This is a genomic window from Luteibacter sp. NPDC104163 (assembly GCF_055584245.1).
Genome location: NZ_JBVJMK010000008.1, coordinates 168,925 through 195,870, shown reverse-complemented (window position 1 = coordinate 195,870; position 26,946 = coordinate 168,925). Strand labels below are relative to the sequence as shown.

28 protein-coding genes and 1 riboswitch are annotated in these 26,946 nt (G+C 64.3%); of the genes, 7 read left to right on the top strand and 21 right to left on the bottom strand.

All coding sequences use genetic code 11. The features are described from left to right. Nucleotides 1–18: 18 nt before the first annotated feature. Nucleotides 19–429: a hypothetical protein gene (locus ACZ6YI_RS12415; RefSeq protein ID WP_465778936.1), complete on the top strand. Its 411-nt coding sequence runs from the start codon at nucleotides 19–21 to the stop codon at nucleotides 427–429. Nucleotides 430–602: 173 nt separating this feature from the next. Beyond that, entirely contained in the window at nucleotides 603–1,379 is a 777-nt protein-coding gene (locus ACZ6YI_RS12410; RefSeq protein WP_465778935.1) for an alpha/beta fold hydrolase, read from the top strand. 12 nt (nucleotides 1,380–1,391) lie between these two features. Here the strand turns inward: ACZ6YI_RS12410 and ACZ6YI_RS12405 are convergent, their stop codons facing one another. Together ACZ6YI_RS12405 and ACZ6YI_RS12400 are read right to left on the bottom strand one after the other, a co-directional pair. Then, on the bottom strand, nucleotides 1,392–1,847 hold the full coding sequence (locus ACZ6YI_RS12405; protein ID WP_465778934.1) for a DUF3788 domain-containing protein: 456 nt from the start codon (nucleotides 1,845–1,847) through the stop codon (nucleotides 1,392–1,394). 149 nt (nucleotides 1,848–1,996) lie between these two features. After that, the gene (locus ACZ6YI_RS12400; protein ID WP_465778933.1) at nucleotides 1,997–3,403 is read right to left on the bottom strand and encodes an aminotransferase-like domain-containing protein; all 1,407 of its coding nucleotides are present in this window, start codon (nucleotides 3,401–3,403) and stop codon (nucleotides 1,997–1,999) included. Nucleotides 3,404–3,503: 100 nt separating this feature from the next. On the opposite strand from ACZ6YI_RS12400, the gene ACZ6YI_RS12395 reads away from it, so the two are divergent. Both ACZ6YI_RS12395 and ACZ6YI_RS12390 read left to right on the top strand, forming a co-directional pair. Then, entirely contained in the window at nucleotides 3,504–4,172 is a 669-nt protein-coding gene (locus ACZ6YI_RS12395; protein WP_465778932.1) for a nitroreductase family protein, read from the top strand. A gap of 10 nt (nucleotides 4,173–4,182) precedes the next feature. Then, nucleotides 4,183–4,821: an FMN-dependent NADH-azoreductase gene (locus ACZ6YI_RS12390; protein WP_465778931.1), complete on the top strand. Its 639-nt coding sequence runs from the start codon at nucleotides 4,183–4,185 to the stop codon at nucleotides 4,819–4,821. A 10-nt stretch (nucleotides 4,822–4,831) separates the two neighbouring features. Here the strand turns inward: ACZ6YI_RS12390 and ACZ6YI_RS12385 are convergent, their stop codons facing one another. From ACZ6YI_RS12385 to msuE, 9 genes are all read right to left on the bottom strand, one after another. Beyond that, nucleotides 4,832–5,731, bottom strand: a complete 900-nt coding sequence (locus ACZ6YI_RS12385) for a LysR family transcriptional regulator (RefSeq protein ID WP_465778930.1) — start codon at nucleotides 5,729–5,731, stop codon at nucleotides 4,832–4,834. 19 nt (nucleotides 5,732–5,750) lie between these two features. Continuing rightward, a complete protein-coding gene (gene mmsB, locus ACZ6YI_RS12380; protein WP_465778929.1) occupies nucleotides 5,751–6,641 on the bottom strand; it encodes a 3-hydroxyisobutyrate dehydrogenase in 891 nt (296 codons plus the stop codon). Further along, complete coding sequence (locus ACZ6YI_RS12375) at nucleotides 6,638–7,819, bottom strand: enoyl-CoA hydratase/isomerase family protein (RefSeq protein WP_465778928.1); 1,182 nt, start codon at nucleotides 7,817–7,819, stop codon at nucleotides 6,638–6,640. Before ACZ6YI_RS12375 ends, mmsB begins: the two co-directional genes overlap by 4 nt. Beyond that, on the bottom strand, nucleotides 7,816–8,610 hold the full coding sequence (locus ACZ6YI_RS12370; RefSeq protein ID WP_465778927.1) for an enoyl-CoA hydratase: 795 nt from the start codon (nucleotides 8,608–8,610) through the stop codon (nucleotides 7,816–7,818). The genes ACZ6YI_RS12375 and ACZ6YI_RS12370 overlap by 4 nt, the downstream gene beginning before the upstream one ends. Then, complete coding sequence (locus ACZ6YI_RS12365) at nucleotides 8,607–9,776, bottom strand: acyl-CoA dehydrogenase family protein (RefSeq protein ID WP_465778926.1); 1,170 nt, start codon at nucleotides 9,774–9,776, stop codon at nucleotides 8,607–8,609. The genes ACZ6YI_RS12370 and ACZ6YI_RS12365 overlap by 4 nt, the downstream gene beginning before the upstream one ends. Nucleotides 9,777–9,793: 17 nt before the next feature. Continuing rightward, on the bottom strand, nucleotides 9,794–11,317 hold the full coding sequence (locus ACZ6YI_RS12360) for a CoA-acylating methylmalonate-semialdehyde dehydrogenase (RefSeq protein WP_465778925.1): 1,524 nt from the start codon (nucleotides 11,315–11,317) through the stop codon (nucleotides 9,794–9,796). Nucleotides 11,318–11,443: 126 nt separating this feature from the next. Further along, nucleotides 11,444–11,659, bottom strand: a riboswitch (cobalamin riboswitch). 52 nt (nucleotides 11,660–11,711) lie between these two features. Continuing rightward, a complete protein-coding gene (locus ACZ6YI_RS12355; RefSeq protein WP_440327834.1) occupies nucleotides 11,712–12,740 on the bottom strand; it encodes a methionine synthase in 1,029 nt (342 codons plus the stop codon). Nucleotides 12,741–12,769: 29 nt separating this feature from the next. Beyond that, entirely contained in the window at nucleotides 12,770–13,753 is a 984-nt protein-coding gene (locus ACZ6YI_RS12350; protein ID WP_465778924.1) for a DUF1852 domain-containing protein, read from the bottom strand. A 78-nt stretch (nucleotides 13,754–13,831) separates the two neighbouring features. Beyond that, a complete protein-coding gene (gene msuE / locus ACZ6YI_RS12345; protein WP_465778923.1) occupies nucleotides 13,832–14,413 on the bottom strand; it encodes an FMN reductase in 582 nt (193 codons plus the stop codon). Nucleotides 14,414–14,513: 100 nt separating this feature from the next. On the opposite strand from msuE, the gene ACZ6YI_RS12340 reads away from it, so the two are divergent. Then, on the top strand, nucleotides 14,514–15,368 hold the full coding sequence (locus ACZ6YI_RS12340; RefSeq protein ID WP_465778922.1) for a methylenetetrahydrofolate reductase: 855 nt from the start codon (nucleotides 14,514–14,516) through the stop codon (nucleotides 15,366–15,368). 94 nt (nucleotides 15,369–15,462) lie between these two features. On the opposite strand, the gene ACZ6YI_RS12335 is transcribed toward ACZ6YI_RS12340, so the two are convergent. After that, the gene (locus tag ACZ6YI_RS12335) at nucleotides 15,463–15,837 is read right to left on the bottom strand and encodes a nuclear transport factor 2 family protein (RefSeq protein ID WP_465778921.1); all 375 of its coding nucleotides are present in this window, start codon (nucleotides 15,835–15,837) and stop codon (nucleotides 15,463–15,465) included. A 26-nt stretch (nucleotides 15,838–15,863) separates the two neighbouring features. Next, nucleotides 15,864–16,508, bottom strand: a complete 645-nt coding sequence (locus tag ACZ6YI_RS12330) for a hydrolase (RefSeq protein ID WP_465778920.1) — start codon at nucleotides 16,506–16,508, stop codon at nucleotides 15,864–15,866. A gap of 146 nt (nucleotides 16,509–16,654) precedes the next feature. On the opposite strand from ACZ6YI_RS12330, the gene ACZ6YI_RS12325 reads away from it, so the two are divergent. Continuing rightward, the gene (locus ACZ6YI_RS12325) at nucleotides 16,655–17,539 is read left to right on the top strand and encodes a LysR family transcriptional regulator (RefSeq protein ID WP_465778919.1); all 885 of its coding nucleotides are present in this window, start codon (nucleotides 16,655–16,657) and stop codon (nucleotides 17,537–17,539) included. Beyond that, nucleotides 17,520–17,918, top strand: a complete 399-nt coding sequence (locus ACZ6YI_RS12320) for a helix-turn-helix domain-containing protein (RefSeq protein WP_465778950.1) — start codon at nucleotides 17,520–17,522, stop codon at nucleotides 17,916–17,918. Before ACZ6YI_RS12325 ends, ACZ6YI_RS12320 begins: the two co-directional genes overlap by 20 nt. Before the next feature lie 102 nt (nucleotides 17,919–18,020). Here the strand turns inward: ACZ6YI_RS12320 and ACZ6YI_RS12315 are convergent, their stop codons facing one another. From ACZ6YI_RS12315 to ACZ6YI_RS12280, 8 genes are all read right to left on the bottom strand, one after another. Further along, nucleotides 18,021–18,323 carry an antibiotic biosynthesis monooxygenase family protein gene (locus tag ACZ6YI_RS12315; RefSeq protein WP_465778918.1) on the bottom strand — a complete coding sequence of 101 codons (303 nt, stop codon included), beginning with the start codon at nucleotides 18,321–18,323 and terminating at the stop codon, nucleotides 18,021–18,023. After that, nucleotides 18,320–19,297, bottom strand: coding sequence for a zinc-dependent alcohol dehydrogenase family protein (locus ACZ6YI_RS12310; protein ID WP_465778917.1), 978 nt, complete (start codon nucleotides 19,295–19,297; stop codon nucleotides 18,320–18,322). Before ACZ6YI_RS12310 ends, ACZ6YI_RS12315 begins: the two co-directional genes overlap by 4 nt. Nucleotides 19,298–19,358: 61 nt before the next feature. Beyond that, complete coding sequence (locus ACZ6YI_RS12305; protein WP_465778916.1) at nucleotides 19,359–19,661, bottom strand: ArsR/SmtB family transcription factor; 303 nt, start codon at nucleotides 19,659–19,661, stop codon at nucleotides 19,359–19,361. A gap of 220 nt (nucleotides 19,662–19,881) precedes the next feature. Continuing rightward, nucleotides 19,882–20,523 carry a glutathione S-transferase C-terminal domain-containing protein gene (locus ACZ6YI_RS12300; protein WP_465778915.1) on the bottom strand — a complete coding sequence of 214 codons (642 nt, stop codon included), beginning with the start codon at nucleotides 20,521–20,523 and terminating at the stop codon, nucleotides 19,882–19,884. 96 nt (nucleotides 20,524–20,619) lie between these two features. Further along, nucleotides 20,620–21,225 carry an HPP family protein gene (locus ACZ6YI_RS12295; protein WP_465778914.1) on the bottom strand — a complete coding sequence of 202 codons (606 nt, stop codon included), beginning with the start codon at nucleotides 21,223–21,225 and terminating at the stop codon, nucleotides 20,620–20,622. 97 nt (nucleotides 21,226–21,322) lie between these two features. Further along, the gene (locus ACZ6YI_RS12290; RefSeq protein WP_465778913.1) at nucleotides 21,323–22,210 is read right to left on the bottom strand and encodes a LysR family transcriptional regulator; all 888 of its coding nucleotides are present in this window, start codon (nucleotides 22,208–22,210) and stop codon (nucleotides 21,323–21,325) included. 13 nt (nucleotides 22,211–22,223) lie between these two features. Further along, complete coding sequence (locus tag ACZ6YI_RS12285) at nucleotides 22,224–23,741, bottom strand: efflux transporter outer membrane subunit (RefSeq protein ID WP_465778912.1); 1,518 nt, start codon at nucleotides 23,739–23,741, stop codon at nucleotides 22,224–22,226. Between the two features lie 10 nt (nucleotides 23,742–23,751). Next, nucleotides 23,752–26,940, bottom strand: a complete 3,189-nt coding sequence (locus ACZ6YI_RS12280) for an efflux RND transporter permease subunit (RefSeq protein ID WP_465778911.1) — start codon at nucleotides 26,938–26,940, stop codon at nucleotides 23,752–23,754. Nucleotides 26,941–26,946: the final 6 nt, after the last annotated feature.

Genomic DNA, 26,946 nt, shown 5'->3' with positions numbered 1-26,946 from the left:
CCCAATGTGGGAGTGACAATGCGAAGCATCTTCGAGCTGGTAGTCGTAACCGCAGGGCGTGTAACGCGGGAGATGCGGCGGCGCTATCTCCTGGGCAAACCAATCAAAGATCGGCTTTCGGTGACCTTCGACGACGCCTGTGTGACCGTAAAGGACACACAGGGCATGGACGAGGCATGGAAACAGGCGTTCTACTGGAAGGATGTGCGACAGGTCTGCGTTAAAGACGGCGGGATGATGGGAAGCGACCTCATCTACATATCCGTGACCGGTTCCGATGCATGGGTTGTCGTCCCCATAGAGGCCGAGGGCGGCAGCGCGTTCTATCAATCTATTCGTGCGCGCGGCTTGTTCCCGGACGAGGTTGCGGCCAAGGCTGTCCGTGAAGCCGATGGGCGGACCTACTGCTGGCCGCCGGACAAGGACTAGTACGTCGCTCCGGGGTAGCTCGGCAGCTAGCTTGATGACTCCGTAGCTCGCCCCTTTGCCCACCGCCGGGCTATCCGGCGACATTGCGGCCGTCACATTCCCAGGCGCATCCTCTGAGCTACCACCCTCTGCCGTCATCCAGGCCCCCGACCACCCGCCACCGGAGACCGCCCATGAACCGTCGCGAATTCTCGACCCGCTTGATCCTTGGCCTTTCCGCCGTGGCGCTGTCGACAAAGGCCATGGCGCTCCAGGCGGCCGGCGTGGCGGCACCCACCAAGGCAAGCAACATCGTCATGGTCCACGGCCTTTTCGCCGATGGCTCGTCGTGGTCGGAGGTGATTCCCCTGCTGCAGGCGAAGGGCCTGAATGTCACGTCGGTGCAGAACCCGCTGACGACCCTGCCTGAAGCGGTCGAGGCCTGCCGCCGCGTGCTCGACCGCCAGGACGGCCCGACGGTGCTCGTGGGCCATTCGTTCTCCGGCATGATCGTGACGGAAGCCGGCGTGCACCCGAAGGTAGCGTCGCTGGTGTACGTCGCGGCGCGCGCACCGGACGCCGGCGAGGACTACACGGCCCTGGCGAAGAAGTACCCCACGCCGCCCGCGTCCAACGGCATCGTGTTCGATGGCGACGAAGGGCGTCTCACGGAAGAGGCCTTCCTGCGCGATTTCGCGGGCGACCTTCCGAAAGACAAGGCGCTCGCGCTCTATGCGGTGCAGGAGCCCTTCAAGAAGGCACTGCTAACCGGCAAGACGACCAACGCCGCGTGGCGCCAGAAACCGAGCTTCTATGCGGTGTCGACCGAGGACCGCACCATCAACCCTGACCTCGAGCGCTACATGGCCAAGCGCATGAATGCGCAGACCATCGAACTGAAGGCCAGCCACGTTTCGATGATTTCGCATCCCCGCGAGATCGCCGACCTGATACTGAAGGCAGCGGGCTAACGCGAAGCGACGTCACCCCTCCTGTCGCGGCGGCCGCTTCATAGCCAGCAGCATCGTCAGGTCATGACGGTCGGCTGCCGAAGCGATGTTCATGGTCAGCCATTTGCCATCCGGGTAGCTCGGTGCCTCGTCGTATTGCGTGACCAGGGACTCCCGCCACGCATAACGCCTCTCCTCGAACTTCTCGCGTTCGGCGCGACCGAACACCACGATCGCCGACAACCGCTTGTACTCAGGGAGCAGCGTGCAAAACGCCTTGGTCTTCTTGTAGCGAAGGGACCAACCGCGTTTCTTGCCGCCATAGATCCATTCCGGCGAAAAAACGCCCGGATATAACGTATCGATCCAGTCCTGCAATGCCTTCCAGTGCGCGAAGGCTTTTGCACCGAGCCACTGGTGGATGGTGTTGTCGTCCGGCGGCGTCGTGTTGTCGGAGATTCTGTCGCCAATCTGGATGGCTTGTTCCACGTGACCTCCTGAAACCTCGTGCAGCAGCACCGGTGGGTCGGGGCTCGGCAGTCAACGAGGCCCCGGGATACGCTGCTAATGCTCCACCACATCAGGGTGCCCCGAAAGAACCAAAACCGTCGGCGTTCGCTGTACCAGCGGAGCGCAGGCTAGGCGGATTCCCGAATCAGCCGGTCCAGCTGTTCGCAGACCGTCGGAATCTGCGCTTCACTCACGGTGGCCAGGCCCAGCAGAAGCCCAGGCTCGACGGGGCCGCCCGGAACGAACCACGCGGAGAGCGGAGATGGCGTGATGCCGAGCTCACCCGCTTTCCTGCAAACCAGGGTATCCGACACGCCGGCCGGAAGGCGCATGACCACCGCGAGGCCGCCGATGTGCGCGTCATATCCCAACGCGTTCAGCGTGGCCTTCAGCAGCTCGCCTCGCGCGACGCACATTCGTCGTACCCGTCCCAGGTGCCTCATGTAATGCCCGTCCTGCATGAACCGTGCAGTGGCAAGCTGTATGCCCGGGCCTGGCGCCGAACCATAGAAGAGCGCGGCTTCGGAAAACCGATCCACGAGCCCCGCCGGCGCCACGATGAAGCCAAGCCTCAATGCCGGGCTGATGGTCTTGCTGAATGACCCGATATGGATCACGCGTCCACTACGGTCCAGCGATGACATGGCCGGCGCTGCGCGGCGCGTCAGCTGGAGTTCGCCCAGGTAGTCATCTTCGATAACCCATGCGCCGGTTCGCGCTGCCCACGCGATCAATTCATTCCGCCGACTGAGCGACAACGTCGCGCCGAGTGGCGCATGTTGCCCTGCCGTTACCAGTGCGAGCGCTGCATCCGCTGAGCGCTCCATGGCGTGGGCAACGTCCATGCCCTCGCCGTCGACCGGGATGCCCACGGGAACCAGGCCGGCGAACTCAAGCGCCATGCGACTCTGGAAGAAGCCCGGGTTCTCCACCCACGCCTCGCGGCCTTGTACATCGAGCACGCGCAACACAATGCCGAGTGCGCCGGAAAAGCCCGCGGTGATAAAGATCTGGGAGGGACTGCATTCAATCCCGCGAGCAAGCGCGAGTTGCGCGGCAATGGCGCGACGGAATGCTGCTTCACCGCGCGGATCCGGATAAACCGCTGGCGCATCGACCTCCATGCGCGCGGCCTGCGCCCGCAGGCGCGCCATAACGGTGGCGGGCAGCCCCTTCGGCGGCGGCACGCCCATCTGGAAGACACCCGGCGTAGCAAGCAGGTGGTTATACAGCTCGGGGGATGCGTCTTCTTCCTGGAAGGAATGAACCAGGCTCGCCACTGGAAGGCGACTGGCAACGCGTGTTCCACCAGACCGCGACGAGGTCACGACCTGCTCATCGGCGAGGCGATCGTAAGCGGTCTTTACAGTTCCCCTGGCGACGCCAAGCTGTTCGGCCAGCGTGATCCACGAGGGCAGCCTCGCCCCGGGCGCCAACACGCCACTCCTGATCGAAGCAATGACACCGTGGCAGATCTGCTCGGCCAGGGTGGCATCGGACGATCGATCGATCTTGATGCGCAGCTCGTGACCCATGGGCCATGGTACAGCGAAAAAAAATCGTTTTGGTGCTTACCGTCGAAGCATGCCGAGCGCACGATGCGCTCCACTCACCGACATCCCTACGAGGCACGTTATGAACGCTGTCATCGCTCCCCGTTCCGTTGTGTCGTCCATCGAAAACCGCGTATCCAATCCGGTCATCGAAAGCATCCTGAGTCGTAGTGCCGCAAAGTATTACGACCGAACCGCAACGCTCAGCGACGATCAGATCCGCCAACTTGTACAAATCGGTACAAGTGCGCCGACGTCCTTTCACCTACAGAACTGGCGGTTCATTGCCGTCCGTTCGGCGGCCGAAAAAGCACGCCTCAGCCCGATCGCGTGGAGCCAGCCGGCCATCACCGATGCGGCAGTCACCTTCATTGTATGCGGCCAGCTCGCCGACTCCAGCGTGATACCTGAGCGCCTGGCACCGGTGGTCGCGGCCGGCATCATGCCGGAAAGCATGGTCCCCGAATGGGAGATTCCGGCGCGCAATCTCTACAAGGATTTCCCCCAGCGTCAGCGCGACGAAGCCGTCCGTACGGCTACTTTCGGCGCCGCTGCCATCATTTACGCCGCGCGCTCGATGGGACTAGGATCGACACCGATGATCGGATTCGATGCCGACGCAGTCCACGAAGAATTCGGTCTTGCCGACGACGAAGTGCCGGTGATGTTGCTCGCCGTTGGCAAGGAACGCCCTGGCAACTGGCCGCAGAAGCCGCGGCGTCCACTCGCTGAAGTGCTCGATTTCGTCTAAGGAGGTGCGCATGAATATCCTCCATATCGATTGCAGTCCGCGTCCGGAATCACACAGTCGCCGGCTGTCGGCAGCGATCGTGGAAAGAATCCTTGCGCTGGCGCCTGATGCGGACATCACCCGGCGCGATCTGGCTATCACGCCTGTGCCGCACGCTCCATCCGATTACGCAACGACGCTGTCGACGCCAGCCACTCTGGCCGCGCCCGTGCCGGGCTCACTCGACTTGTCCGAGTTGCTTATCCGGGAAGTCGAGGCGGCGGACGTGGTCGTCATCGGGACGCCCATGAACAACTTCACGGTACCGTCGGTACTCAAGGCGTGGATCGACCAGGTGCTTCGTGCGGGCCGCACGTTCAAGTCGACACCGAACGGAAAGGTTGGATTACTGAGGGACCGGCCCGTGCTCATTGGCGTCGCATCGGGCCTGGTGTTCAGTGGTGAAAGAGCCAGTCAGCCCGACTTCCTTATGCCGTACCTATCAGTCGTCCTCGAAACCATCGGATTGAAGTCGGTACAGTTCATCGCGGTGCAGGCGACGGCGTTCCTTGATGCGGCGCAGGCTGTGTCAGCACGGGAACACGCCCTGAAAGCCCTCAAGCTTGGACTGATCGGAGAGCGCGCTCTCCTGGCGATCCAGAGTTACTGAGACTTCCAGCTCAACGAGCCCCAGCCCGCCCACGCGCCCGCGCCAGTTCAAAGAACGCGGTGACGTAATCGATATCCATATCAGTTTCCCGTACACCCAGGTGGATCTGCTTGGCGATACCGCCCTTGCCGAGGCGAAGGGCTACCAGCGGCATCTTCTCCGCGTATTCCTCGGCAAGCCAGCGCGGCAGCGCCGCGACACCGCGCCCGCTCGCCACCATCTGCATCATGATATCCGTGGTCTCGATGGCCTTCTGCTTCCGCGGGCTGATGCCGGCGGGCTGCAGGAACTGGCTATATACATCGAGGCGGTCGAGCGTAACGGGATACGTGATGAGCACTTCGTTGGACAAGTGCTCGGGCTTGAGCCACTCGTGTCCGGCCAGGGCATGCGACTGGCTCACGACGAGTACCTGCTCGTAGTCGAACACCGGCTCGTAGTGCAGGCCGGTCTTGTACAGCGGATCCGGCGTAACGAGCAGGTCGATCTCGTGGCCGAACAGCGCGCCGATGCCGCCGAACTGGAACTTCTGCTTCACGTCGACATCCACTTCCGGCCACGCCTTCAGGTACGGCGACACGATCTTCAGCAGCCACTGGTAGCACGGGTGGCACTCCATCCCGATCCGCAGGGTGCCACGCTCGCCCTGGGCAAACTGGCGCAAGCGCGTTTCGGCGAGTTCGAACTGGGGAATGAGTCGATTGGCGACGGCGAGCAGGTATTCCCCCGCCTGTGTCAGGCGCAAGGCACGGCCCTGGCGCAGCCAGAGTTCCGCGCCAAGCTCGCGTTCGAGCTTGCGCATGGTATGGCTCAGCGCCGACTGGGTCAGGCAGAGGAACTCGGCCGCCTTGGTCAGCGAGCCCTGCTGCTCCACGGCGCGGAGAATGGTGAGGTGTCCGCGCTCTAGCATGAAGGAATGCCCTGCTTACTCATGCGTCGGGTGCAGCCAGCTTCACGATGCTCGAGAAGTCGAGACCGCCGCGCCCCGCCTTGCTGTTCAGCGCGTACAGGTTGCGCGCCAGTTCGCCCAGCGGGATCGTCGCGCCGACGCCCATCGCGGCTTCCGCGGCCAGGCCGAGATCCTTGAGCATCAGGTCGGTGCCGAAGCCACCGGTATAGCCGCGCGAGGCTGGCGCATTCTCGAGCACGCCGGGCCACGGGTTACATACCTCGGTCGCCCAGCTGCGGCCCGTGCTCACCGCCATCATCTGCGAGAGCACCGCCGGGTCCAGCCCGTGTGCCGCGCCGAGTGCCAGTGCCTCGCCGGTCACGGCCATGATGACGCCCAGGGCCATGTTGTTGCAGAGCTTCGCGACCTGGCCCGCGCCGCTATCGCCCACGTGGAAGATGTTCTTGCCCATCGCGTTCAGTACCGGACGCGCGCGCTCCAGCGCGTCGTTCGTGCCACCGACGATAAACGTCAGGGTGCCGGCGGCAGCGCCGGCCGTACCGCCGGAGACCGGCGCATCCAGCATGGCGAGGGCGCGCCCGGCCGCAGCCTCGCTCACCTTCTTCGCCACGGCAGGTGCGATGGTGCTGCAGTCGATGACCAGCGCGCCATCGGGAATCAGGGGAAGGATGCCTTCCGTCCCGAGGTAAAGCCCTTCGACATGTCGGCTCGCCGGCAGCATCGAGATCACGATCTCGGCACCGGCCAGCGTGTCGCGTGCGCTCGTCGCGGCGACCGCACCGTGGCTCACGGCGGTGGCCACGGCGTCGGGTACCAGGTCGAAAACCCGCGGCGCGTGGCCGGCCTTGAGGAGGTTGGCGGCCATCGGGCCGCCCATGTTGCCCAGCCCGATGAAGGCGATCTGCGTCATTGTGGCTTTGCTCCGGAATGCGTCGTGGCACCGAGGTCGGCGAGCGGATGGCCCGCCGCGTCCCACCTCAGTTGGAAAAAGGTGTCGGCCCAGTCGCTCGAGGCGTCGGCCAACGTTGCCGGCCGCCAGCGCGGCTGGCGGTCCTTGTCGATGAGCAGCGCGCGGATGCCTTCCATGAAGTCGCCATGGGCCGCGCAATGCAGCGAGGCGATGTACTCCAGCCGGAACACATCGGCCAGCGACAGGTCGGCGGCGCGGCGCTGCAGTTCGTAAGCGAGGCGCGCGGAACCCGGCGCGCCGGCCGCGAGGGTTTCCCTGGCGGTGGCCAGCCACGGGTCGTCGCCCTCCATGCCAAGGATGCCTTCGACGATGGCATCGAGGCTGTCGCTAGCGACGATGGCGGCAATGCTCGCCTGGTGTGCCTGGAGCGGACCCGGCGCCGCTGGTGAAGCGAAGCCAGCCAGCACGTTATCCACCGCATGTGCGTTGTCGCCGGCGTCATCGCTCCAGTTCGCGGCGGCCAATGCGGCCAGGACGGCGTCGAGCTGGTCGCTGGCGATCTGGATATCGGCCATGTTCGCGTAGATAGCATCGCCCGCATTCAGTGCTGCGCCAGTGAGGGCGAGGAAAAGGCCGCCCCGCAGCGGTACGCGGTGCAGCAGCCAGCTGCCGCCGACATCCGGGTAGAGGCCGACGGTGATTTCCGGGAAGGCGAGGCGCGAGCGCTCGGTGACCACGCGGTGGCTCGCACCGGCCATGAGGCCCATGCCGCCGCCCATCACGATGCCATGCCCCCAGCACACGATGGGCTTGGCGTAGGTGTGGATACGGTAGTCAAGGCGATACTCGACCTCGAAGAACTCGCTCGCGTAGCGGTTCTCACGGACATCGGCATGGCCGCCCTCGCGAAACGCCTGCATCGAACGGTACAGCCCGTGCAGGTCGCCGCCTGCGCAGAAGGCCTTTTCGCCCGCGCCCTGCAGCACCACCAAAGCGATCGTAGGATCGTCCGCCCACGCAGCCAGGCGTTCATCCAGCAGCCGTGCCATGTCGAGCGACAGGCCGTTGAGCGTGCGCGGCGCGTTGAGCGTGGCGATGCCGATCCGGAACGAACCCGCCGGCCGCTCTTCAAACAGCACGGGGCTTTCGTCCTGCGGCTGGGCAACGTTCGCGGTCATGCGTTGGTCCACTCGGGCGCGCGCTTGTCGAGGAAGGCCTGGACGCCTTCGCGCTGGTCGGCGGTGTCGAACAGGTCGACGAAGGCTTCCCGCTCCGCCACCAGTGCGGTGGACAACGGCTGCGAACGCGTGGCCTGCACGAGGCGCTTGCAGGCGGCAAGGCTTACCGGGCTCTGCTTCGTCGCCTTCTCGGCCCATGCAAGCGCGAGCGCCTTGCCTTCACCCTTCGGCGCGACGGCTTCCACGAGGCCGATGCGCTCGGCCGTGGCCGCATCCACGCGCTCGCCCAGCAGGATCATGCGCTTGGCCCAGCCCTCACCGACCAGCCGGGCCAGGTTCTGCGTGCCGCCGGCGCAGGGAAGAAGACCCACGCTTGCTTCCGGCAGCGCCATCTGCGCGTGTGCCTCGGCGATGCGCAGGTCGCATGCGAGCGCGCACTCGAGGCCACCGCCCATCGCGTAGCCGTTGATCGCGGCGATGCTCACGCCGCGGAACGAAGACAACGTCTCGAACGCCTCGCCGAAACGACGTGCGGCTTCGCGCGCGACCGCCTTATCGCCATCGGCGAACTGCTTCAGGTCCGCGCCGGCCGAGAAGAACTTCTCGCCATCGCCCGTGATCACCAGCGCGTAGACGGAACGGTCGGCATCCAGTGCGCGGACGAGATCGCGCAGGCCGGCAAGGCTCTCGCGCGTCCAGGTATGTGCGGGTGGATTCGTGAGCGTGATGACCGCCGTGTGGCCTTCATGGGCGACATGCAGGCCCGGGTAGGCCGTGTCCGCGTGACTCATCGCAATTCCTCGTCGGTGTTGAGCAGGTGGCGCGCCACGATGACGCGCATGATTTCGTTGGTGCCTTCCAGGATCTGGTGGACCCGGCAATCGCGGAGCAGCCGTTCCACGGGGTACTCGCGGATGTAACCGTAGCCGCCGTGGATCTGCAGCGCGTCGTTGCAGATGGCGAAGCCGGCGTCGGTGGCGAAGCGCTTGGCCATCGCACACCACACGGTCGCATCGTGGCTGCCGGCATCCAGCTTGCGCGCGGCGGTGTGCACCATCTGCCGCGCGGCGACCAGTTCCGTCGCCATGTCGGCGAGTTTGAACTGCAGGGCCTGGAACTCCGCCAGCTTCTTGCCGAACTGCCGGCGTTCGCCCATGTAGCGGCGCGCGGCATCGAGCGCGCCCTGCGCCGCGCCGAGCGAGCAGGCGGCGATGTTCAACCGGCCGCCGTCGAGCCCCTTCATCGCGATGCGAAAGCCCTCGCCTTCGGCACCCAGCCGATGGTCAGCAGGGACGCGCACGCCATCGAAGGTCACGCCGCGCGTGGGCTGGCTGTGCCAACCCATCTTTTCCTCGTTCCGTCCGTAGCTGATGCCGTCGGCATCGGCAGGCACGGCGAAGGCGGTAATGCCCTTCGGGCCATCACCACCGGTGCGGGCCATCACCACCAGCATGTCCGTCGCGCCGGCGCCCGAGATGAAGGCCTTGCTGCCATGGATGACGTAGTGGTCACCGTCGCGTTCCGCCCGGGTGCGCAGGGAACCTGCATCGGAACCCGCGCCCGGCTCGGTCAGGCAGTACGACGCGAGACGTGCGCCGCTCGCCAGCGACGGGGACCAGTCATCGCGCAACGCCGGGGTGGCATGTGCCGCGAGCATCCATGTCGCCATGTTGTGGATGCTGATGAATGCGGCCGTGGAAGGATCCACCGCCGCCAGCTCTTCGAACACGATGGCCGCATCGAGGCGCGTGAGCCCCGAGCCGCCGGCCTCCTCGGGCACGTAGAGCCCGCAGAAGCCCAGCTCACCGGCCTTGCCGATGGCCTCGCGCGGGAACTCGCTTTCCGCGTCCCAATGGGCGGCATGCGGGCCGAGTTCGGCGAGCGCGAACTCCCGTGCCGCCTCCCGGAAGGCCGCCTGGTCGTCACTCAACCCCACCAGGCCAGGGGTGGCATGCATATCCATTGCGGCGGCCATCAGCGCAGGTGGATCGTGGTGTTGACGCCGGCGTGGAGCGTTTCGTCGTCAAACCAGCGCTGGGTGACCGTCTTGGTCTGCGTATAGAACTGGATCACCTGCTTGCCGTACGGGCCGAGATCGCCCAGCTTGGAAGCGCGCGAGCCGGTGAACGAGAACAGCGGGACGGGCACCGGGATCGGCACGTTGATGCCGACCTGGCCGACATCGATGTCTTCCTGGAAGCGTCGCGCCGCGGCACCGCTCTGGGTGAAGACGGCCGTGCCGTTGCCGTTGGGGTTCGCATTGACCAGCTCGATGGCTTCATCGAGCGAATCGGCCGCGAGGATGACGAGCACGGGTCCGAAGATTTCTTCGTCATAGATGCGCATGCCCGGCTTCACGTTCGAGAAGATCGTGGGGCCCACGAAGTTGCCGTCATCGAAACCCGGCACCGAAGGCTTGCGGCCGTCGAGCTCCAGGGTCGCGCCCTGTTCCACGCCGGCGGCGATCAGCGCTTCGACGCGGTCGCGTGCGGCGCACGAAATCAGCGGGCCGACATCGGTGCCCGTTTCCGTACCGGCATTGACCTTGAGCGTGCGTGCCTTCGCGACGAGGTCGGGAATCCACGTGCGTGCTTCACCGACCAATACGGCGGTCGAAGCCGCCATGCAACGCTGGCCCGCCGCGCCGAACGCTGCGCCGGCGAGGGCGTTGAGCGTCTGCTCCTTGTTCGCATCCGGAAGAACCACGGCGTGGTTCTTCGCGCCCATCATGCACTGGGCGCGCTTGCCGGCGAGCGTGGCGCGCTGGTAGACGTGCGTACCCACGCGGGTGGAACCCACGAACGAGATGGCCTTGATCGTCGGGTGGTCGCACAGGGCGTTCACGACATCCTCGCCACCGTGCACGACGTTCAGCACACCCTTGGGGATGCCAGCCTCCAGCGCGAGTTCGACCAGGCGCATGGTGACCATCGGATCCTGCTCGGAGGGCTTGAGCACGAAGGTATTGCCCGTGGCGATCGCCATGGGGAACATCCACAGCGGGATCATCGCCGGGAAGTTGAACGGCGTGATGCCGGCGCACACGCCGAGCGGCTGCAGCAAGGTGTACGTGTCGACGCCGTTCGCGACGTTGTTCGCGAGCTCGCCGAGCTGCAGGTTGCCGATCGCGGCGGCGTGTTCCACCACCTCGAGGCCACGGAACACATCGCCCTCGGCATCCGGCAGCGTCTTGCCCTGTTCCGCCGTCAGCAGGGCGGCCAGCTCACCCATGTGCTCACGGATAAGCTGCTGGTACTTCAGGAAAATGCGCGCGCGCGTGCCAATAGGCGTCTTGCGCCAGGTCTTGAACGCTTCGGCCGCCGCGGCCACCGCGGCATCCACCTCGGCGGTGGTGGCGAAGGGCACGTGGGCAAGCATGGCCTGGGTGGCCGGGTTGACCACCGGCCGCCAGTCGTTCGTGGCGGATTCCACGAAGGCGCCATCGATAAGGAGCTTCACCGTCGCGACGGTGGGGTTTACTCGGTCCAGCTTATTCATGGTCATGTCTCCAGATCGCACACCCGCGAGTTGAGCGGGCGGAGGAGACAAGACGAGACAGGGCGTGGGGCAACCGCGGCCTGGATCAGCTCGCCTGGTTGCCCTCCGCAACACCCGGGAACAGCGCATACGCGCCGACACAGGCCGGTCTCCGGGCTCGCGAGCGGGGCCGTGGCCCCACCCCGGCGCCTTCCCGCGCATGTGCGCAGTGGCTTGTCGCCGGGTGTTCTCGCCTACCGTTGCGGGGGCAGCGCCGGAATGGGGTGTTGGCACCCGGACCGGCTTCCCGTTTCACCCTGCGCGCTATGACAGCGGCAGGACACCTGTGGTCCGCCGAGTCTGGACGGGACGGCGTCCGTCGGCAAGCTGCAATGCGGAAAATGAAGGAATGATGTCAGCGGGAGAGTTCTTCCCGAACGATCGCCGCGCCGGCGCTAAGCGCATGGAGCTTGCCCCGTGCCACCTTGCGCGCCAGGGGTGCCATCCCGCAGTTGGTGGACGGATAGAGCTTGTCGGCGTCGACGAAGCGCAGGGCCTTGCGCAGCGTATTGGCCACATCCTCCGGCGTCTCAACGATGTCCGAGGCCACGTCGATCGCGCCGACCATCACCTTCTTGCCCCTTACGAGTTCGATCAGGTCGATCGGGACATGCGAGTTGTGGCACTCCAGCGAGATGATGTCGATGTTCGACCGCTGCAGCTTCGGGAACGACTCCTCGTACTGGCGCCATTCCGAGCCCAGTGTCTTCTTCCAGTCGGTGTTCGCCTTGATGCCGTAGCCGTAGCAGATGTGCACGGCGGTCTCGCACTTGAGGCCTTCGATGGCGCGTTCGAGGGCGGCAACGCCCCAGTCGTTCACTTCGTCGAAGAAGACGTTGAACGCCGGCTCATCGAACTGGATGATGTCGACGCCAGCGGCTTCCAGCTCCTTCGCTTCCTGGTTGAGGATCTTTGCGAACTCCCAGGCGAGCTTCTCGCGGCTCTTGTAGTGAGCGTCGTAAAGCGTGTCGATCATCGTCATCGGGCCGGGCAACGCCCACTTGATGGGCTGCCGGGTCTGCTGGCGCAGGAACTTCGCATCCTCGACGAACACCGGCTTCGGCCGGCTCACGGCGCCCACGACGGTCGGCACGCTCGCGTCGTAGCGATCACGGATGCGGACGGTCTCGCGCTTCTCGAAGTCCACGCCGCTCAGGTGCTCGATGAACGTGGTGACGAAATGCTGGCGCGTCTGCTCGCCATCGCTGACGATATCGATGCCTGCGACCTGCTGTTCGTGCAGGGACAAGCGCAGGGCATCCTGCTTGCCTTCAACGAGCTGCTCGTTGTCGAGCTTCCAGGGCGACCAGAGCTGTTCCGGCTGTGCGAGCCAGGAAGGCTTGGGCAGGCTGCCAGCGGTCGACGTCGGGAGGATTCTTTTCATGGAGGATTGTTTTCTTCTGGTCTGGTGGATCAGGCGGCGTAGCTGGCAGCCCACTGCTCGAGGATGGCTTTGTACGGCTTGATGAAATGCTGGTGCGTGAACTCGCCCTGCTTGACGGCCAGCTGGCTGCGCTCCTCGCGATCGTAGACAATGCGCGTCAACGAATAGTCCTGGTGCTTCAGGCTGGGTTGGTACGTGTGGCCGGCCGCGGAGTTCGCGTTGTAGATCTCGGGTCGGTAGATCTTCTGGAACGTTTCCATGGTGCTGATGAGGCTGATGAGCTCGAGCGTGCTGTAGCTGCCGAGCAGGTCACCACGGAAGTAGAAGGCGAGGGGTGCGACGCTATCCGGCGGCATGAAGAAACGGACCTGCAGGCCCATCTTCTCGAAATACTGGTCGGTCGATGAAAACTCGTTCTGCCGGTACTCGAGGCCGAGGATCGGGTGCTGGATCCCCGTCCGATGGTAGGTCTTGCTGCTCGACGCGCTGATGCAGATCACCGGCGGCTTGCTGAAGTGCTCCTTGTAGGCATCCGAGTTCAGGAAGTGCCTGAAGAGCTTGCCGTGCAGCTCGCCGAAGCCATCGGGCGCACCGAAGGTGGGGCGATCCTGGTTGTACTCAGGCAGCAGCACGCTGAAATCGTAGTCGCGCACGTAGGATGAGAAGTTGTTTCCCACCATGCCATCGATGCGCTCGCCGGTTTCGTTATCGACCACCGTCGTCTTCAGTATCTCGATCAGCGGGAACGCGTCGCCACTGTCCGCGGTGTCGATGGCCATCTCGACGGAAATGATGTCCAGCTCGACCGAGTAGCGATCCCGCGTGGGGTTGTCCCAGTGCGCGAGGCTGTTGAAGCGGTTGTCGATCATCCGCAGGGTGTTGCGCAGGTTGTCTGCGCGACTCTCACCCCTTGCGAGGTTCGCGAAGTTGGTCGTGATGCGGGTGCTCTCGGAGGGACGGTAGTCCTCATCGAAGCGCGTACTCTTGATGCGGAAGGTGAATTCCCTGCTCATGTCTGTCTTGCACCCTTGGTTCGTCGGCGGGATCTTGAGCCGCCGTGGTAGTTCGGGAAGCGATGGTCGGTCGCGCGTTCAGGCTGCCGCGACGTTTCCAGCGGCCGGGGACCCGGCACGGTGTGTCAATGCGACCAGTGGCAAGGCACGCTCGATCGCGAGCCGGGCTCGCTCGATCAAGGCGTCGTTATGCAGCTGGTAATCGACGAAGTCCTTGTCGGTCGCGTAGATGCCCAGGGGCAACGTGCGTGCCTGGAAGAAGCTGAAGAGCGGCCGCAACTGGTGGTCGATCACCAGCGCATGGCGCTCGCTGCCGCCCGTGGCGGCCAGCAGGACAGGCTTATCGACCAGGGCGTCCTGGCCGATGAAATCGAAGAAATGCTTGAACAGCCCGGTGTAGGCGCCGCGGTAGACCGGCGTCGCCACGATCAGGACATCCGCCTGTTCAACCGCTACGAGCTCCCGCTCCACGGCGTCCGGGAGCTGCGAACGCCAGATGGCTCCGCCCAGTTGTGGCGCGAGATGGCCCAGCTCCACCAGGTGCCGGTCGCAGGCCACTTCGCTGGCGATCAGGTCCAGCAGGTGCACCGCCAGGGCCATGGCTCTGGAGGGACGCTGCAGACCGCCAGAGACGGCAACGGCACGGAGGGGACGGATCATGTCTACTCTTGCGTTGAGCGAGGGGAGCGGCAGGACCGCGTAAGCTTGGGATGCTAGCGACGGCTGGCCATGAAATAAAATGGTTAAATTTCACTGATCCATGAGCACGAATCATATGAACGGCCTCATAGACGGCTATTCGCTGGAGGTCGGCACGAAGAGCATGGCCGCCCTCACGGCGGCGGCGCCACGGATCCCGCCTGCGTCGACGATCTTCATTCCCTACCTGCCAGGCGAGAGCGATGAAGCACGGCTGGCCGCTGCGCGCACCGTGCGGGAGCTTGGCTTCGAGCCCATGCCACACATCGCCGCGCGGCATCTCCATTCGCACGCCGAGCTTGATGCGTTCGTCGAACGCGCCGTCGCCGAGGCCGGCGTCGAGCGCTTCTTCCTCATCGCGGGTGACCTGTCGGTGCCCAAGGGACCGTTCGCCGAGAGCCTTGCGGTGATCGAGACGGGCGTGTTCGAGCGCTCGGGCGTCAAGGTGGTTGGCGTCGGTGGACATCCCGAGGCCCACTCGGTGATGAGCATGGCCGACCGGTGGGATGTACTGGAGCGCAAATGCCAGCGTATCGGCGATCGCGGGATGACGCCCCTGATCGTTACGCAGTTCGCGTTCGATGCCGGCATCGTCCTCACGTGGTTGAAGGAGCTGCGCGGGCGCGGCATCGGGCACGAGGTGCGCGTAGGCGTGCCGGGCCCCGCCGGTATCGCCGTACTCGCGCGCTACGCGGCCATGTGCGGCGTGGGTGCTGCCGCTTCAATGCTCGCCAAGTACGGCATTTCGATCGGCAAGCTCCTGGGTACGGCTGGGCCGGAGCATTTCGTCGAGCAGCTGGCTACGGGGCTGACGGAAGAAGACGGGACGGTGCATCTCCACTTTTTCCCGTTCGGCGGCGTCGAGAAGACCGTGGGATGGATTGAACGGCACCGCGGTATCGCTGGGCACGTGTAGCAGCATGCCGACGAGGTGTAGGCGGGGGCAAACCATCCTGATAGGGCCCGCCCCCGCCCTGACCTCGGGTCTTCTATCCAGAGGGAGCCTTAACTTACTCCGCCGGCTGATCGATGAAGACATGAAGTGTCTGGATCAGACCACCCTGCACGTGTGCAACATCCAGGCCCGTCACCAGCGGAGGCGCGCCCGCGATCCCACCGCGCCACTGCAACCGCCCCACGCCGTGGTGTCCAACCGCGGGTCGGATCGCGTGGAACGCAAAGTCGACTGGCATTCGATCCAGAAGCTCCGTCACGGCTTGGGAGATGGCGGCGTGCCCCTTCGCGGAATGCTCCGGCTCGTAGAGCACCGCATCCTCGGCGTATAGCTCCCGTACTGCCTTGATTCGCAACGCTGCGTCCCGTTCGCCAAAGACGCGCGTCAGGTTCGCTCGCATGATCGCGTCATAGTCCGTCCCGGTCGACATGTTCTGGTCCCTGATCGTCAAGATACTTACTTCTTCACCGGCGTATTGAGCAGCTGTTGCTCCCAGTAGTACGCCATGCCGCTTCCGGCCGCGTGATACTTGAAGACGTCGGTCATCGCCTCGGCGTGTTCGGTTCGGGCCCAGTCGCGCTGCCATTCGCCAGCGAGTGCCACCCAGGTCATCATGTTTGCGCCGGCCGCTGTCATGCGCTGGATGGCCACTTCGTGCGCTTCGACGGAGACGGCACCCGATGCATCCGTGATGACGGTCGTGTCCCAGCCTTCGCCGAGCGCCTGGATCACCGGCATGGCGACGCAGATCTCTGTCCAGAGTCCCGCGATGATGAGCTGCTTGCGGCCCGTGGCCTTCACCGCATCAACGACCTTCTTGTCCTGCCAGGTATTGATGAACGTACGGTCGATGACCTCCTGCCCTGGGAATACGTCGGTAATGGCGGGAAAGATGTAACCGCCGCGGTCCGCAACGACGCTGGTCAGGATGGTCGGGACATCAAAAGCCTTGGCAAGCTTCGCCAGTGCGGTGGCGTTGTTCACGACGGCCTGTGGATCATGGCTGTTAAGGTTCGCCAGCTGGTACGGCTGATGATCGATCAGGACGACGACGGAGTCTTCCGGCCGTAGCAGCGAATCGAGACCATTGCGAAATTTCATTCTGATCCTCAGATGTCATTTTGATGAGATGCTGGTAAAAAGCTCGCCCTTGCCGTGGCAGAACTCTCTCATCCACAGTGCCACCCTCCTTGCCATGGAGGTAGCACCGTCAAGCGCGACGCGGTGTCGCGGAATGGGGAACGCAAATGGAAATCGATGATCTGAGAACGTTCGTTGAAGTCGCTGAAGCGGGTGGCGTGTCGCCGGCTGCGCGGCGGCTTGGAGTCACCAAGTCGGTGGTCAGTCGGCAGATCGCCAGGCTGGAAGCTGATCTTGGCGTACAGCTACTGGCCCGCAGCACGCGCGGGGCGGTCATGACCGAGGCAGGGGAAGCCTTCCGTGATCACGCCGCGAGGGCGTGTGCGGAAATTGACGCGGCGGTCGATACCATTTCGCAGGAAGGCGATCTACGCGGCCGTCTACGCATTGCTGCGCCGCTCTCCTTCGGTCCTACGCACCTGGCACCGGTGATCGCGGATATGGCGCGTCGCTATCCGCAGTTGCATATCCAGACGTGCTACAGCGATCGCTTCGTGGATCTCGTAACTGAAGGCTACGACTGCGCTATCCGGCTTGGCTACCTGCCGGATTCAAATCTCGTCGCCAGGCGAGTTGGCCCGATGTACGGAAAGCTTGTCGCGAGTCCGGCCTATATCGAGGCGCACGGCGCCCCCGATACGCCGGACGAGATCCAGGCGCATGAGGCGCTTATGCAGGGAACGGAGAGCTGGACATTCATGGACGGCGAGAAGGTGATCACGGTCCGCCCCCGGGGACGGTTCAAGTCAGATAACGGAACCGCGCTGGTTGCCGCCGCATTGGCCGGGCTGGGTCTCGCCTACGTGCCGGACGGCATTACCGATGTCCATGTGGCGGCCGGTCAACTCGTGCCTGTCATGACGCGATACCCGCCGCCCACGGCGGGTATCTTTGTCATCCGTCCGCCGAGCCCGCAGCCGCCACGAAAGGTTCGTGTGCTGACTGAAATGCTCATTGAGTGCTTCGACCGGCATGCCACGAATGCCGAGTGATTGCGTGATACGTCAGAAGCCGTCGAAGCCGAGAGCGAAGCACCTCCTTGGACTTCGCATCATGGTCGCCACCAAAGCGCTGGAGACAGAAGACAATCTTAGCGAGGCCATTAACCTCGCAGCTCGTGCGTGCTTCCTCTCACGAGCTCATTTCTCGCGGATGTTCAAGGACACCATCGGGGTGACGCCGCGGTGCTGGCACATGGAAAGGCGAGTCGTCAGTGCTGAACGGCTCCTCGAGACCACCTGCCTGCCGCTTTCGGAGATCGCCTATCGATGTGGGTTCTCTGATCAGAGCCACTTTACGAATGCGTTCGTCAGGCGGCGGAAGGTAACTCCGGGAGCCTGGCGAAGACGACGTGCGTTGGCAGGACCGTAACGGCCATGGCAAGCCTCCCAAAGCCTTCACCGCGCCGAAAGCATTGTCGTCACGCCGGACCCGAGGAGAAAGGACGTATTTCCCTCATTTCCGACCATCTCCTTACGTCAACCAGCTAGCTTCGCCCTCAACGTGATACACGTGCGGTTCGCCTGAAAAGTGTGGCGTGAGTTCCAGCATGAACAGCCGGTGGTCGTCGCTTGCTTCAAATCCAGGGGAGTGATCGTCCAGCGACTGCCACCGGACGATGAGGTTGAATTGGCCCGGGTCTTCGATGCCCTGTGCGAGCAAATGCCCTAGATACCCTCTCGCTCGCTGCAAAAGCGGGGCGACCTTCGAGAACGAGTCGCGGAAGCCATCGGGATTTTCCTTCCTTACTGGAAGAACGGCGATTTCGTAGATCATCGCGGCATGATTCCATCGTGCACGGCAATGGCGATTTTTCCCTGGACGCCGTGGTTGGGTGTCTCCAGCAGTGCATGCGCACGCGCTATGTCATCCAGTGAGAAAACGGCGCCGACGCGGGGTCGAAGCTGGCCACGCGCAATCAATGCGCTCAGCTCATCGAGCTTGCCGCGATTCTGTCGGGTGAAGATGAAATGGTAGCTGGCGTTCTTGCCCCACGCTTGCACCAGGTTTTGCGGCTGGGAAATATCCACGATGGTGACGACGCGGCCTAGTTGCGCGAGGACGTCCGGGCTACGCGACAAAGTCGTTCCGCCAATGGTATCGAACACGACGTCGACGCCGCGACCGGCCGTCTCACGCATGATGACGTCGACATAATCTTCCTTTTCATAGTCGATCACGTCATCTGCGCCCACGCTTCGCGCGAACTCGAAATCCGCCTCGCGCACCGTGGTGAACACCCGGGCGCCTATCGCCTTGGCAACCTGGATGGCTACATGACCGACTCCGCCCGCGCCGCCATGCACGAGGATACTCTCGCCAACGCGAAGGCCTGCCCGGACGACGAGTGCCTCCCAAGCGGTGCCACCTACGAGCGTAAGGCTTGCGGCTTCGAGGTGGCTCAGCGACGCGGGCTTTTTCCCCACGATGCCTTCTGCGGCCACGTGATATTCGGCGTAACTCCCCGGGCCATGGAAGATCTGTGGCGTGTACCAGACTTCGTCGCCGGGTGAGAAAGCGGTGACGCCCGCGCCAACCTCCTCGATGACGCCCGACACGTCATGACCGGTGATGGCGGGGAGTGGAACGTAGTCCGGATAGTCCCCACGTCGAACCTGGTAATCCAATGGGTTGACCGACGTCGCATACACCTTCACGAGCACCTCGCCCGGGCCCGGCATCGGCTTCGGAACCTCGTGGGATTCGAATACTTCGGGGCCACCAAACGCCTTGAGCAGCATCGCTTTCATTGCAATCCTTGATTCATTAGAACGAGATATCGGGAAATACCGATATTATGAGGCAAAACAATCACAACTCTCTTCCGATCAAGGCCGCCAGGGCGCTGATCGCAGCTTCGTTTCGCTTGTAATAAGTCCACTGGCCGATGCGACGGACGTCTACGAGTCCTGCTCGCTGGAGGGTTGCGAGGTAGTCCGAGACCGTTGACTGCGAGAGGCCGACGCCTTCCTGGATACTGCTGACGCACACGCCGACCGTGTGGACATCGCCCTCGTCCTGGGGCGGGAAGTTCTTCGCTGGGTCCTTCAACCCTTTGAGGATTTCCAGACGCGTGCGGTTGGATAGGGCTTTGAACACGTCGAGCAGTTCCATGGCTGGCAATATATCGGTAATTAGAGATATGTCAATCTACTGCCATGAAGACCTTTTCGGTTTGCGCTTCGAGTTCCCGGCCTACCTCGTCGATGTCTACAAGAGCTTCAGCATCGACCTCGCCGCTATCAACAACGAGGTAGGCCGGAACCTTCCGAACTTCTTCCGGTGCTCAGGAGCCTGGGAACCGGCGCCGCAGCGTAAGCCGGGATGGTGGTGCTCAGGCAGCCTCGGCGCCGAGATGGGCCTCGACTGCCTCAGCTTCATCACGCCAGGCTTTCTGGACCGAGGGACGTGCCTCGACGCGCGCCTTGTACGCCATCAGATGCTCGAGGTGGCCGATCTCGGCGCCTGAACGTTCGTGCCACATCGTGCCCCAGATATAAGCGTCAGCGATCGTGAAGTGCTCGCCCGTGATGTACGCACGACCATCCGAAAGCAGCGTGTCGAGCAGGCCGTACGCCTTGACGAGCTTCGCGCGCGTCCACGCGGTGCCTTCTTCAGTGAGGAGCTTGCGCATGAGCGGGATATGCTTTTGTGCAAGCTCGGTGCCGGTGAAGGCCAGCAGCTGTTCGACGCGCACGCGCTCGAGCGTGCCGCGGGCCGGAGCGATCGTGCCGTTGCCGTACGTGTCCGCCAGGTAGGAAACGATCGTCGCGGTCTCGGTCAGGCGGTCCTTGTTCGGCGTATCCAGTTCCAGGACCGGCACATAGCCAAGTTCGTTGATGAGATCGAACGAGCCGCCATCCGAAAGCGACTTGCCGAACACGTCGTAGTGCACGAGGCCGACGTCCACACCCAGTTCATTCAGTACGGTCTGCACGGCGAGCGAGCAGGTGGCCTTGGCGATATAGAGCTTCATGGGGATTCCTCCGAGAGGAATGTCGCCGGCGCCGGAGGGTGCCTGTCGCGATGGATCTAATTTAGGCATCGCCACCCCGGCGATAAATCCGCGAACCTAAGGAACACTGTCTCCCCGGTCGCGACAATCATGGCCGGCGGTCATGAATGCCCAGGCCGAGCTGCCCCAGCGCTTCAGCGCGCCCCGTGACGACAGCATCCGCATAGAAACGACGAGCACCAGCGAGGTGGCGAGCACGCTCACCAACACGAACGCCAGGGAGTCCGCCAGCGGCCGGACGCCGCCGAGCGCCGTCATGAGCGCGAGGCCGGCGCCGGGTGGATGGAATGCCCGGAGCAGCGACATCGCCACGACGGCGCTCCCGACGGCGAGTGCGGCGACCAACGCGACGGGAAGCGGCACGTGGGTCAACGCGAGCGCAGCCATGGCGGATACGAGGTTGCCGACGATCACGGCGTAAGGCCGCGCACTGGCCGACTGCGGAAACGCATGCATCAACACGGCTGAAGCACCGATGGATCCGATGAGCCATGTCGCGTCCTGTGCGTGGCCATGCCATAGCGCGGGTACGGTGCCAGCGAGCGCGACGGAGACGCTCGCACCAAGGCCCGTCCGCAAGATCTCGCGCAACGGGCACCGGTCGGTGGCCGCGACCAGGGTTCGACTTTCCAGATTCATGGCGATCTCCGCCAGCAAGGTCATGTAAGGAGCGTGATCCGTTCCACCAGGCCGTTAAAGCCGGATAGCTGCGCCACGGTGTAGCCCCTCGGGCGACAGTTGAAGACGCCCCACGCGCTCCCTACCGCCGTGGAATGGACGACTCCACGAAGTTGATGAACGCCCGCGCCGCAGGCCCGCTCAGGCGTCCACCGGATGCGACCGCCCAGATTTCATCCACTGGCAGCGACCACTCGGGAAGCACGGCCACCAGGGTGCCGGCATCCAGTTCGGCCGCGACATCCCACTCCGACACGACAGCGAGTCCGGCGTGCGCAAGTAGCGACTCGCGTAGCGCTTCCCGCGAGCCGACGCTGAGCCGCCCTTTGAGTTCGACGCGGCGCACTTCATCGGCGTGCGTGAACCACCAGACATTCGAAGGCTTCTCGCGCGGGCCGACCACCGCCTGGTGCCCGGCCAGGTCCGCGGGGTCCGAAGGCGTGCCGTGGCGTGCGAGATAGTGTGGGGAACCCACGACGAGCCGGCGCGCCGTTCCGATGCGCCGGCTGCCGGAAATCTTCCGGTGGGGTTCGCCGTGGCGGAAGCAGATGTCGATGCGCGCCTCCGCGGTATCGCCTATGTCGTCGTCCATCACCATCTCCACTTCCATGCCGGGGTGTTGCTCGAGGAACTGCGGGAGCGCGGAGACGACGTACTGCCTCGCGAACCCTGGCGGCGCCGCCACACGCACCTTACCGGTCAGGCTCCCGGCCTCCTCGCGTAGTGCGCGCAGGGCATCATCGATGCGTGCCAACGCCTCCTTGGCTTCGGTATGGAGGCGAAGGCCGGCATCGGTCGTGTTGACGTTGCGCGTGGAGCGGTGGAGAAGGCGGACCCCAAGGTCCGCCTCCAGTCGCGTGATGGCCTTGGAGGCACCTGACTGGCTGATACCCAGTTGCCTGGCCGCAGCGGTGTAGGAACCCAGGTCCACCACGCGGACGAAGGTTTCGAGGGCAGTGAATCGCTCCATGCTGGTCTCCCCCTCAGCGAACCGCGACCGGCGCGGCGGGTGGATTCGCCGTGTCGTCCCACCCACCACCCAGCGCACGGATCAGGTTCACCGTGGCGATCGCCTGCAGGCCTTCGAGCTGCACCGTATCGCGGCGTGCGTTCAGTACGCTGCGCTCCGCATCGATGACGTCCAGGTAGTTGGTCGCGCCCTCGGTGTACTGCGAACGAAGCAGTACTTCCGCCCTCGCGCTCGAAGCCACGGCATCGGCCTGCGTTTTCGTCTGGTCCTCGAGGATGCGCAGCATGGCGAGGTTGTCCTCCACCTCGCGGAATGCGACCAGCACCTGCTGCTGGTAGGTCGCCGCCTGTTCCTCGAACGTGGCCCTGGCATTGGCCAGGTCGCCCTTGCGCTTGCCCCCATCGAACAGCGGGATGTTCAGCGCCGTACCAGCCAGCGGCCCGAGCAGGAACGAGCGGCTGCTCCACTTGAACAGGTTACCGAACGAGGAAGACTCGAAGCCTCCCGTACCGGTGAGCGACAACGACGGGAAGAAAGCCGCCTTCGCGACACCGATCCTCGCGTTCGCCGCGGCCATGGCGCGCTCCGCTGCCGCGATGTCCGGGCGGCGCTCAAGTAACGAGGAAGGCAGGCCGGCAGGGATGCGCAGGTTGACGGCGACGAGAGGGCTGGCCGGCAGCGCAAACCCGGCCGGGGTCTTGCCGAGCAGCACGGCGAGACTGTGTTCGGACGCCGCCCGGAGGCGTTCCGTCGTCATGGCGGCGGAGCGGGCGGTGGCCAGTTCCGATTCGGCACGCAGGACATCCACCTCGGAGATATCGCCTTCGCTGAAGCGACTTTTCAACAGCTTCAGCGCGTCCTCGCGCAGGGATACCGCACGGGTGTAAACAGCGGCTTCCGCATCCAGCTCGCGCAGTGCGAAGTAGTTCTGTGCCACATCCGCCTGGAGCGCCAGTTGCACCGAGCGGAACAGCGCCTCGCTGCGCTGGGTGTCCGCCTTCGCGGCATCGACGGACGATGCGACGCGCCCAAACAGGTCCACTTCATACGCTACGTTTGCCTGCGCGCGGTACACGGTGGAAGGCTGGACATGCGTTCCATCCGACAGGCCCTGCGACGCGGCGGAGGGTTGCTGGCGCGTCGCGCCAAGGCCGGCGTCGACGGACGGGAACAGTCCGGCGCGCGCGACCTGGTTGAGCGCGCGTGCCTCCTTCACGCGCGCTGCCGCCGCCTTGAGGTCCTGGTTGGCATCCTGTGCCTGGCGCTCGAGCTGGTCGAGTACTGCATCGTTGAAGATCTTCCACCACTCACCGCGTGCCGATTCTTCCGACGGCATGGCGGCCTTCCATGTGCTGCCATCGAGCGCCGTGGCGGTCTCCTGCGACCACGCCGGGGACAGCTCCTTGAAGCTGGCGTCGGCGGGAGCGGCAGGCGCGTGATAGGCCGGTGCCAGGGAGCAGGCGGCAAGGATGAGCGTAGCGGCCACCGCAGTGGCGCCTTTGAACCATCGACCCATAAATTCGGTTTTCATGACTCAATCCTCAGTGGGCCGAAGCCGCATCAAGATTCATGTGGACGTGCGTACCGTGCTTGTCGACCAGCGGTTTGCTACCCGCCAGCTTGCGCAGCAACACGTAGAAGACGGGCGTCAGCATCAGGCCGAAGAGGGTGACGCCGAGCATGCCGAAGAACACGGCGATACCCATGGCCTGGCGCATCTCGGCACCGGCACCGGTCGACGTCACCAGCGGGATCACACCCATGATGAAGGCGAACGAGGTCATCAGGATCGGGCGCAGGCGCAGCCGGCTGGCCTCGATCGCCGCCTCGACAATGCCGCGGCCGTCCATCTCCAGTTCGCGGGCGAACTCGACAATCAGGATCGCGTTCTTGGCCGAAAGACCCACCAGCACCATCAGGCCGATCTGGGTAAAGATGTTGTTGTCACCGTGGGTCAGCCACACGCCGAACAGCGCGCTAAGGATGCTCATCGGCACGATCAGCAGGATCGCAAGCGGCAGGGTCAGGCTTTCGTACATCGCGGCCAGCACCAGGAACACCAGGAGGATGCTGATCGGGAACACCCACAGCGCCGAGTTGCCCGCGAGGATCTGCTGGTAGGTCAGGTCGGTCCATTCGAAGCGGATACCGCGCGGAAGCGTCTCCGCGGCGATGCGCTCGATGGCAGCCTGGGCCTGGCCGGAGGAGTAACCCGGGGCCGGACCACCGTTGATATCGGCCGCCGTGAAGCCGTTGTAGCGCACGACGGTCTCGGGTCCGTAGGTCGGCTTCACCGTCACCAGCGACGATAGCGGGATCATCTGGCCGTTGGCGTTACGCGTCTTCAGCTGGCCGATCGCATCGGCGTTCTTGCGGAACGGCGCGTCGGCCTGTGCGCGGACCTGGTAGACGCGGCCGAACTGGTTGAAGTCGTTGACGTACAGCGAGCCCAGGTAGATCTGCATCGTGTCGAACACGTCCGTGACATTCACATCCAGCTGCTTGGCCTTGGCACGGTCGAGGTTCACGTCGAGCTGCGGCACGTTGATCTGGTAACTGGTGAACATCGGGCCAAGCTCCGGTGCCTGTGCCGCCTTCTTCATGAAGGCCTGCACGGCATCGTTCAGCGCTTCATAGCCCAGCGCGCCACGGTCTTCGATCTGCAGCTTGAAACCACCCAGCGCGCCCAGGCCGGAGACCGGCGGTGGCGGGAACGTCGCGATCTGTGCGCCCTTGATCTTCGCGTACTTCGCGTTGAGCGATGCGGCGATCTTGTCGGCCGACAGGGCCTTGCCGCGTTCCTTCGACGGGGCCAGCACCGGGAAAACAAGGCCGGCCGACGAGGAGTTGGCGAAGCCGGCCACGGACAAGCCGGGGAACGAAGGCACGGCGACCACGCCAGGCTCCTTCAGGGCGATAGCCGTCATCTCCTGGACCACCGCATCGGTACGCTCCAGCGACGAGCCCGCCGGAAGCTGGGCGATGCTCACCAGGTAATCCTTGTCCTGCGCCGGCACGAAGCCGCCCGGTACGGTCTTGCCCAGCACGCCGGCGGCGGCCAGCAGCACGACGTAGATGCCGAGCATCAGCGCCTTGCGGCCGATCACGCGGCTGACACCGCGGCCGTAAGCGTTGGAGCCCCGATGGAAGGCCTTGTTGAACAGCGCGAAGAAGCGACCGAAGACGCGATCCATCAGGCGCGACAAGCCGTCCTTCGGCGCGTCATGGCCCTTCAGGAGAATGGCCGCCAACGCCGGGGACAGGGTCAGTGAATTGAAGGCGGAGATCACCGTCGAGATGGCGATGGTCATGGCGAACTGTTGATAGAACTGGCCGGTCAGGCCCGACATGAAGGCGAGCGGGACGAACACGGCGACGAGCGTCAGCGCGATGGCCACGATCGGGCCGCTCACTTCGCGCATGGCCTGGTAGGTCGCATCACGCGGGCTCAGGCCACTGGCGATGTTCCGTTCAACGTTCTCCACGACCACGATGGCGTCGTCGACCACGATGCCAATGGCAAGCACCATGCCGAAAAGAGAAAGCGCGTTGATGGTGTAACCAAAAGCGAGCATCAGCGAGAACGTACCGACGATGGACACCGGCACGGCCAGGAGCGGGATGAGCGATGCGCGCCAGGTCTGCAGGAAGACGATCACCACCAGAACGACAAGCAGGATCGCTTCGAACAGCGTGTGGATCACCGCGTCGATACTTTCACGCACGAACTGCGTGGGGTCGTACTTGACGGCGTAGTCCACGCCTTCCGGCATGTCCTTCTTCATGTCCGCCATGGCGGCACGTACGTCGTCGGAGATCTGCAGCGAGTTCGCGCCGGGCTGCTGGAAGATGATCAGCTGCACGGCCTCCTTGTTGTCCAGGCGCGCGCGCAGGGCGAACTCCGAGGAATCCAGTTCCACACGGGCGACGTCGGAGAGGTGGGTGATGCCGCCGTCCGCGTTCTTCTTCAGGATGATGTCGCGGAACTGCTGCTCGGTCTTAAGACGGCCCTGCGCGTTCACGGAGAGCTGGAGCGGTACGTCCTTCGACATGGGCGCACCGCCCACGATGCCGGCGGCGACCTGCACGTTCTGCTCGCGGATGGCCTTCACCACATCGGACGCCGTCATGTCCTTCTCGGCCACCTTGTTCGGATCCAGCCACACGCGCATGGCGTAGTCGCCCGCACCCCACATCACGACCTCACCCACGCCCGGCACGCGGGCGAGGCGGTCCTTGACGTTGATGAGCGCGTAGTTGCGCAGGTAGGTCAGGTCGTACTTGCCACTGGGCGAGGTGACGCTCACGCCCATGGTCAGCGTCGGCGACGATTTCACCGTCGTCACGCCCAGGCGCTGTACGTCTTCGGGCAGGCGCGGGAGGGCCTGCGCCACGCGGTTCTGTACCAGCTGTGCCGCCTTGTCCGGGTCGGTGCCCAGCTTGAAGGTCACGGTGGTCGCGGTATTGCCATCGCTGTTGGCTTGCGACTGCATGTACAGCATGTCTTCCACGCCGTTGATCTGCTCCTCGATCGGCGCGGAGACCGTCTCGGCGATCACCTTGGGGTTCGCGCCCGGGTATTGCGCGCGTACCACCACGGAAGGCGGTGCCACTTCGGGATATTCGGCCGTCGGCAGCTTGGTGAGCGCGATGACACCTGCGAGCAGGATCACCGCACTCAGCACGCCGGCGAAGATGGGCCGGTCAATGAAGAATTTCGAGATGTTCACGGGGTA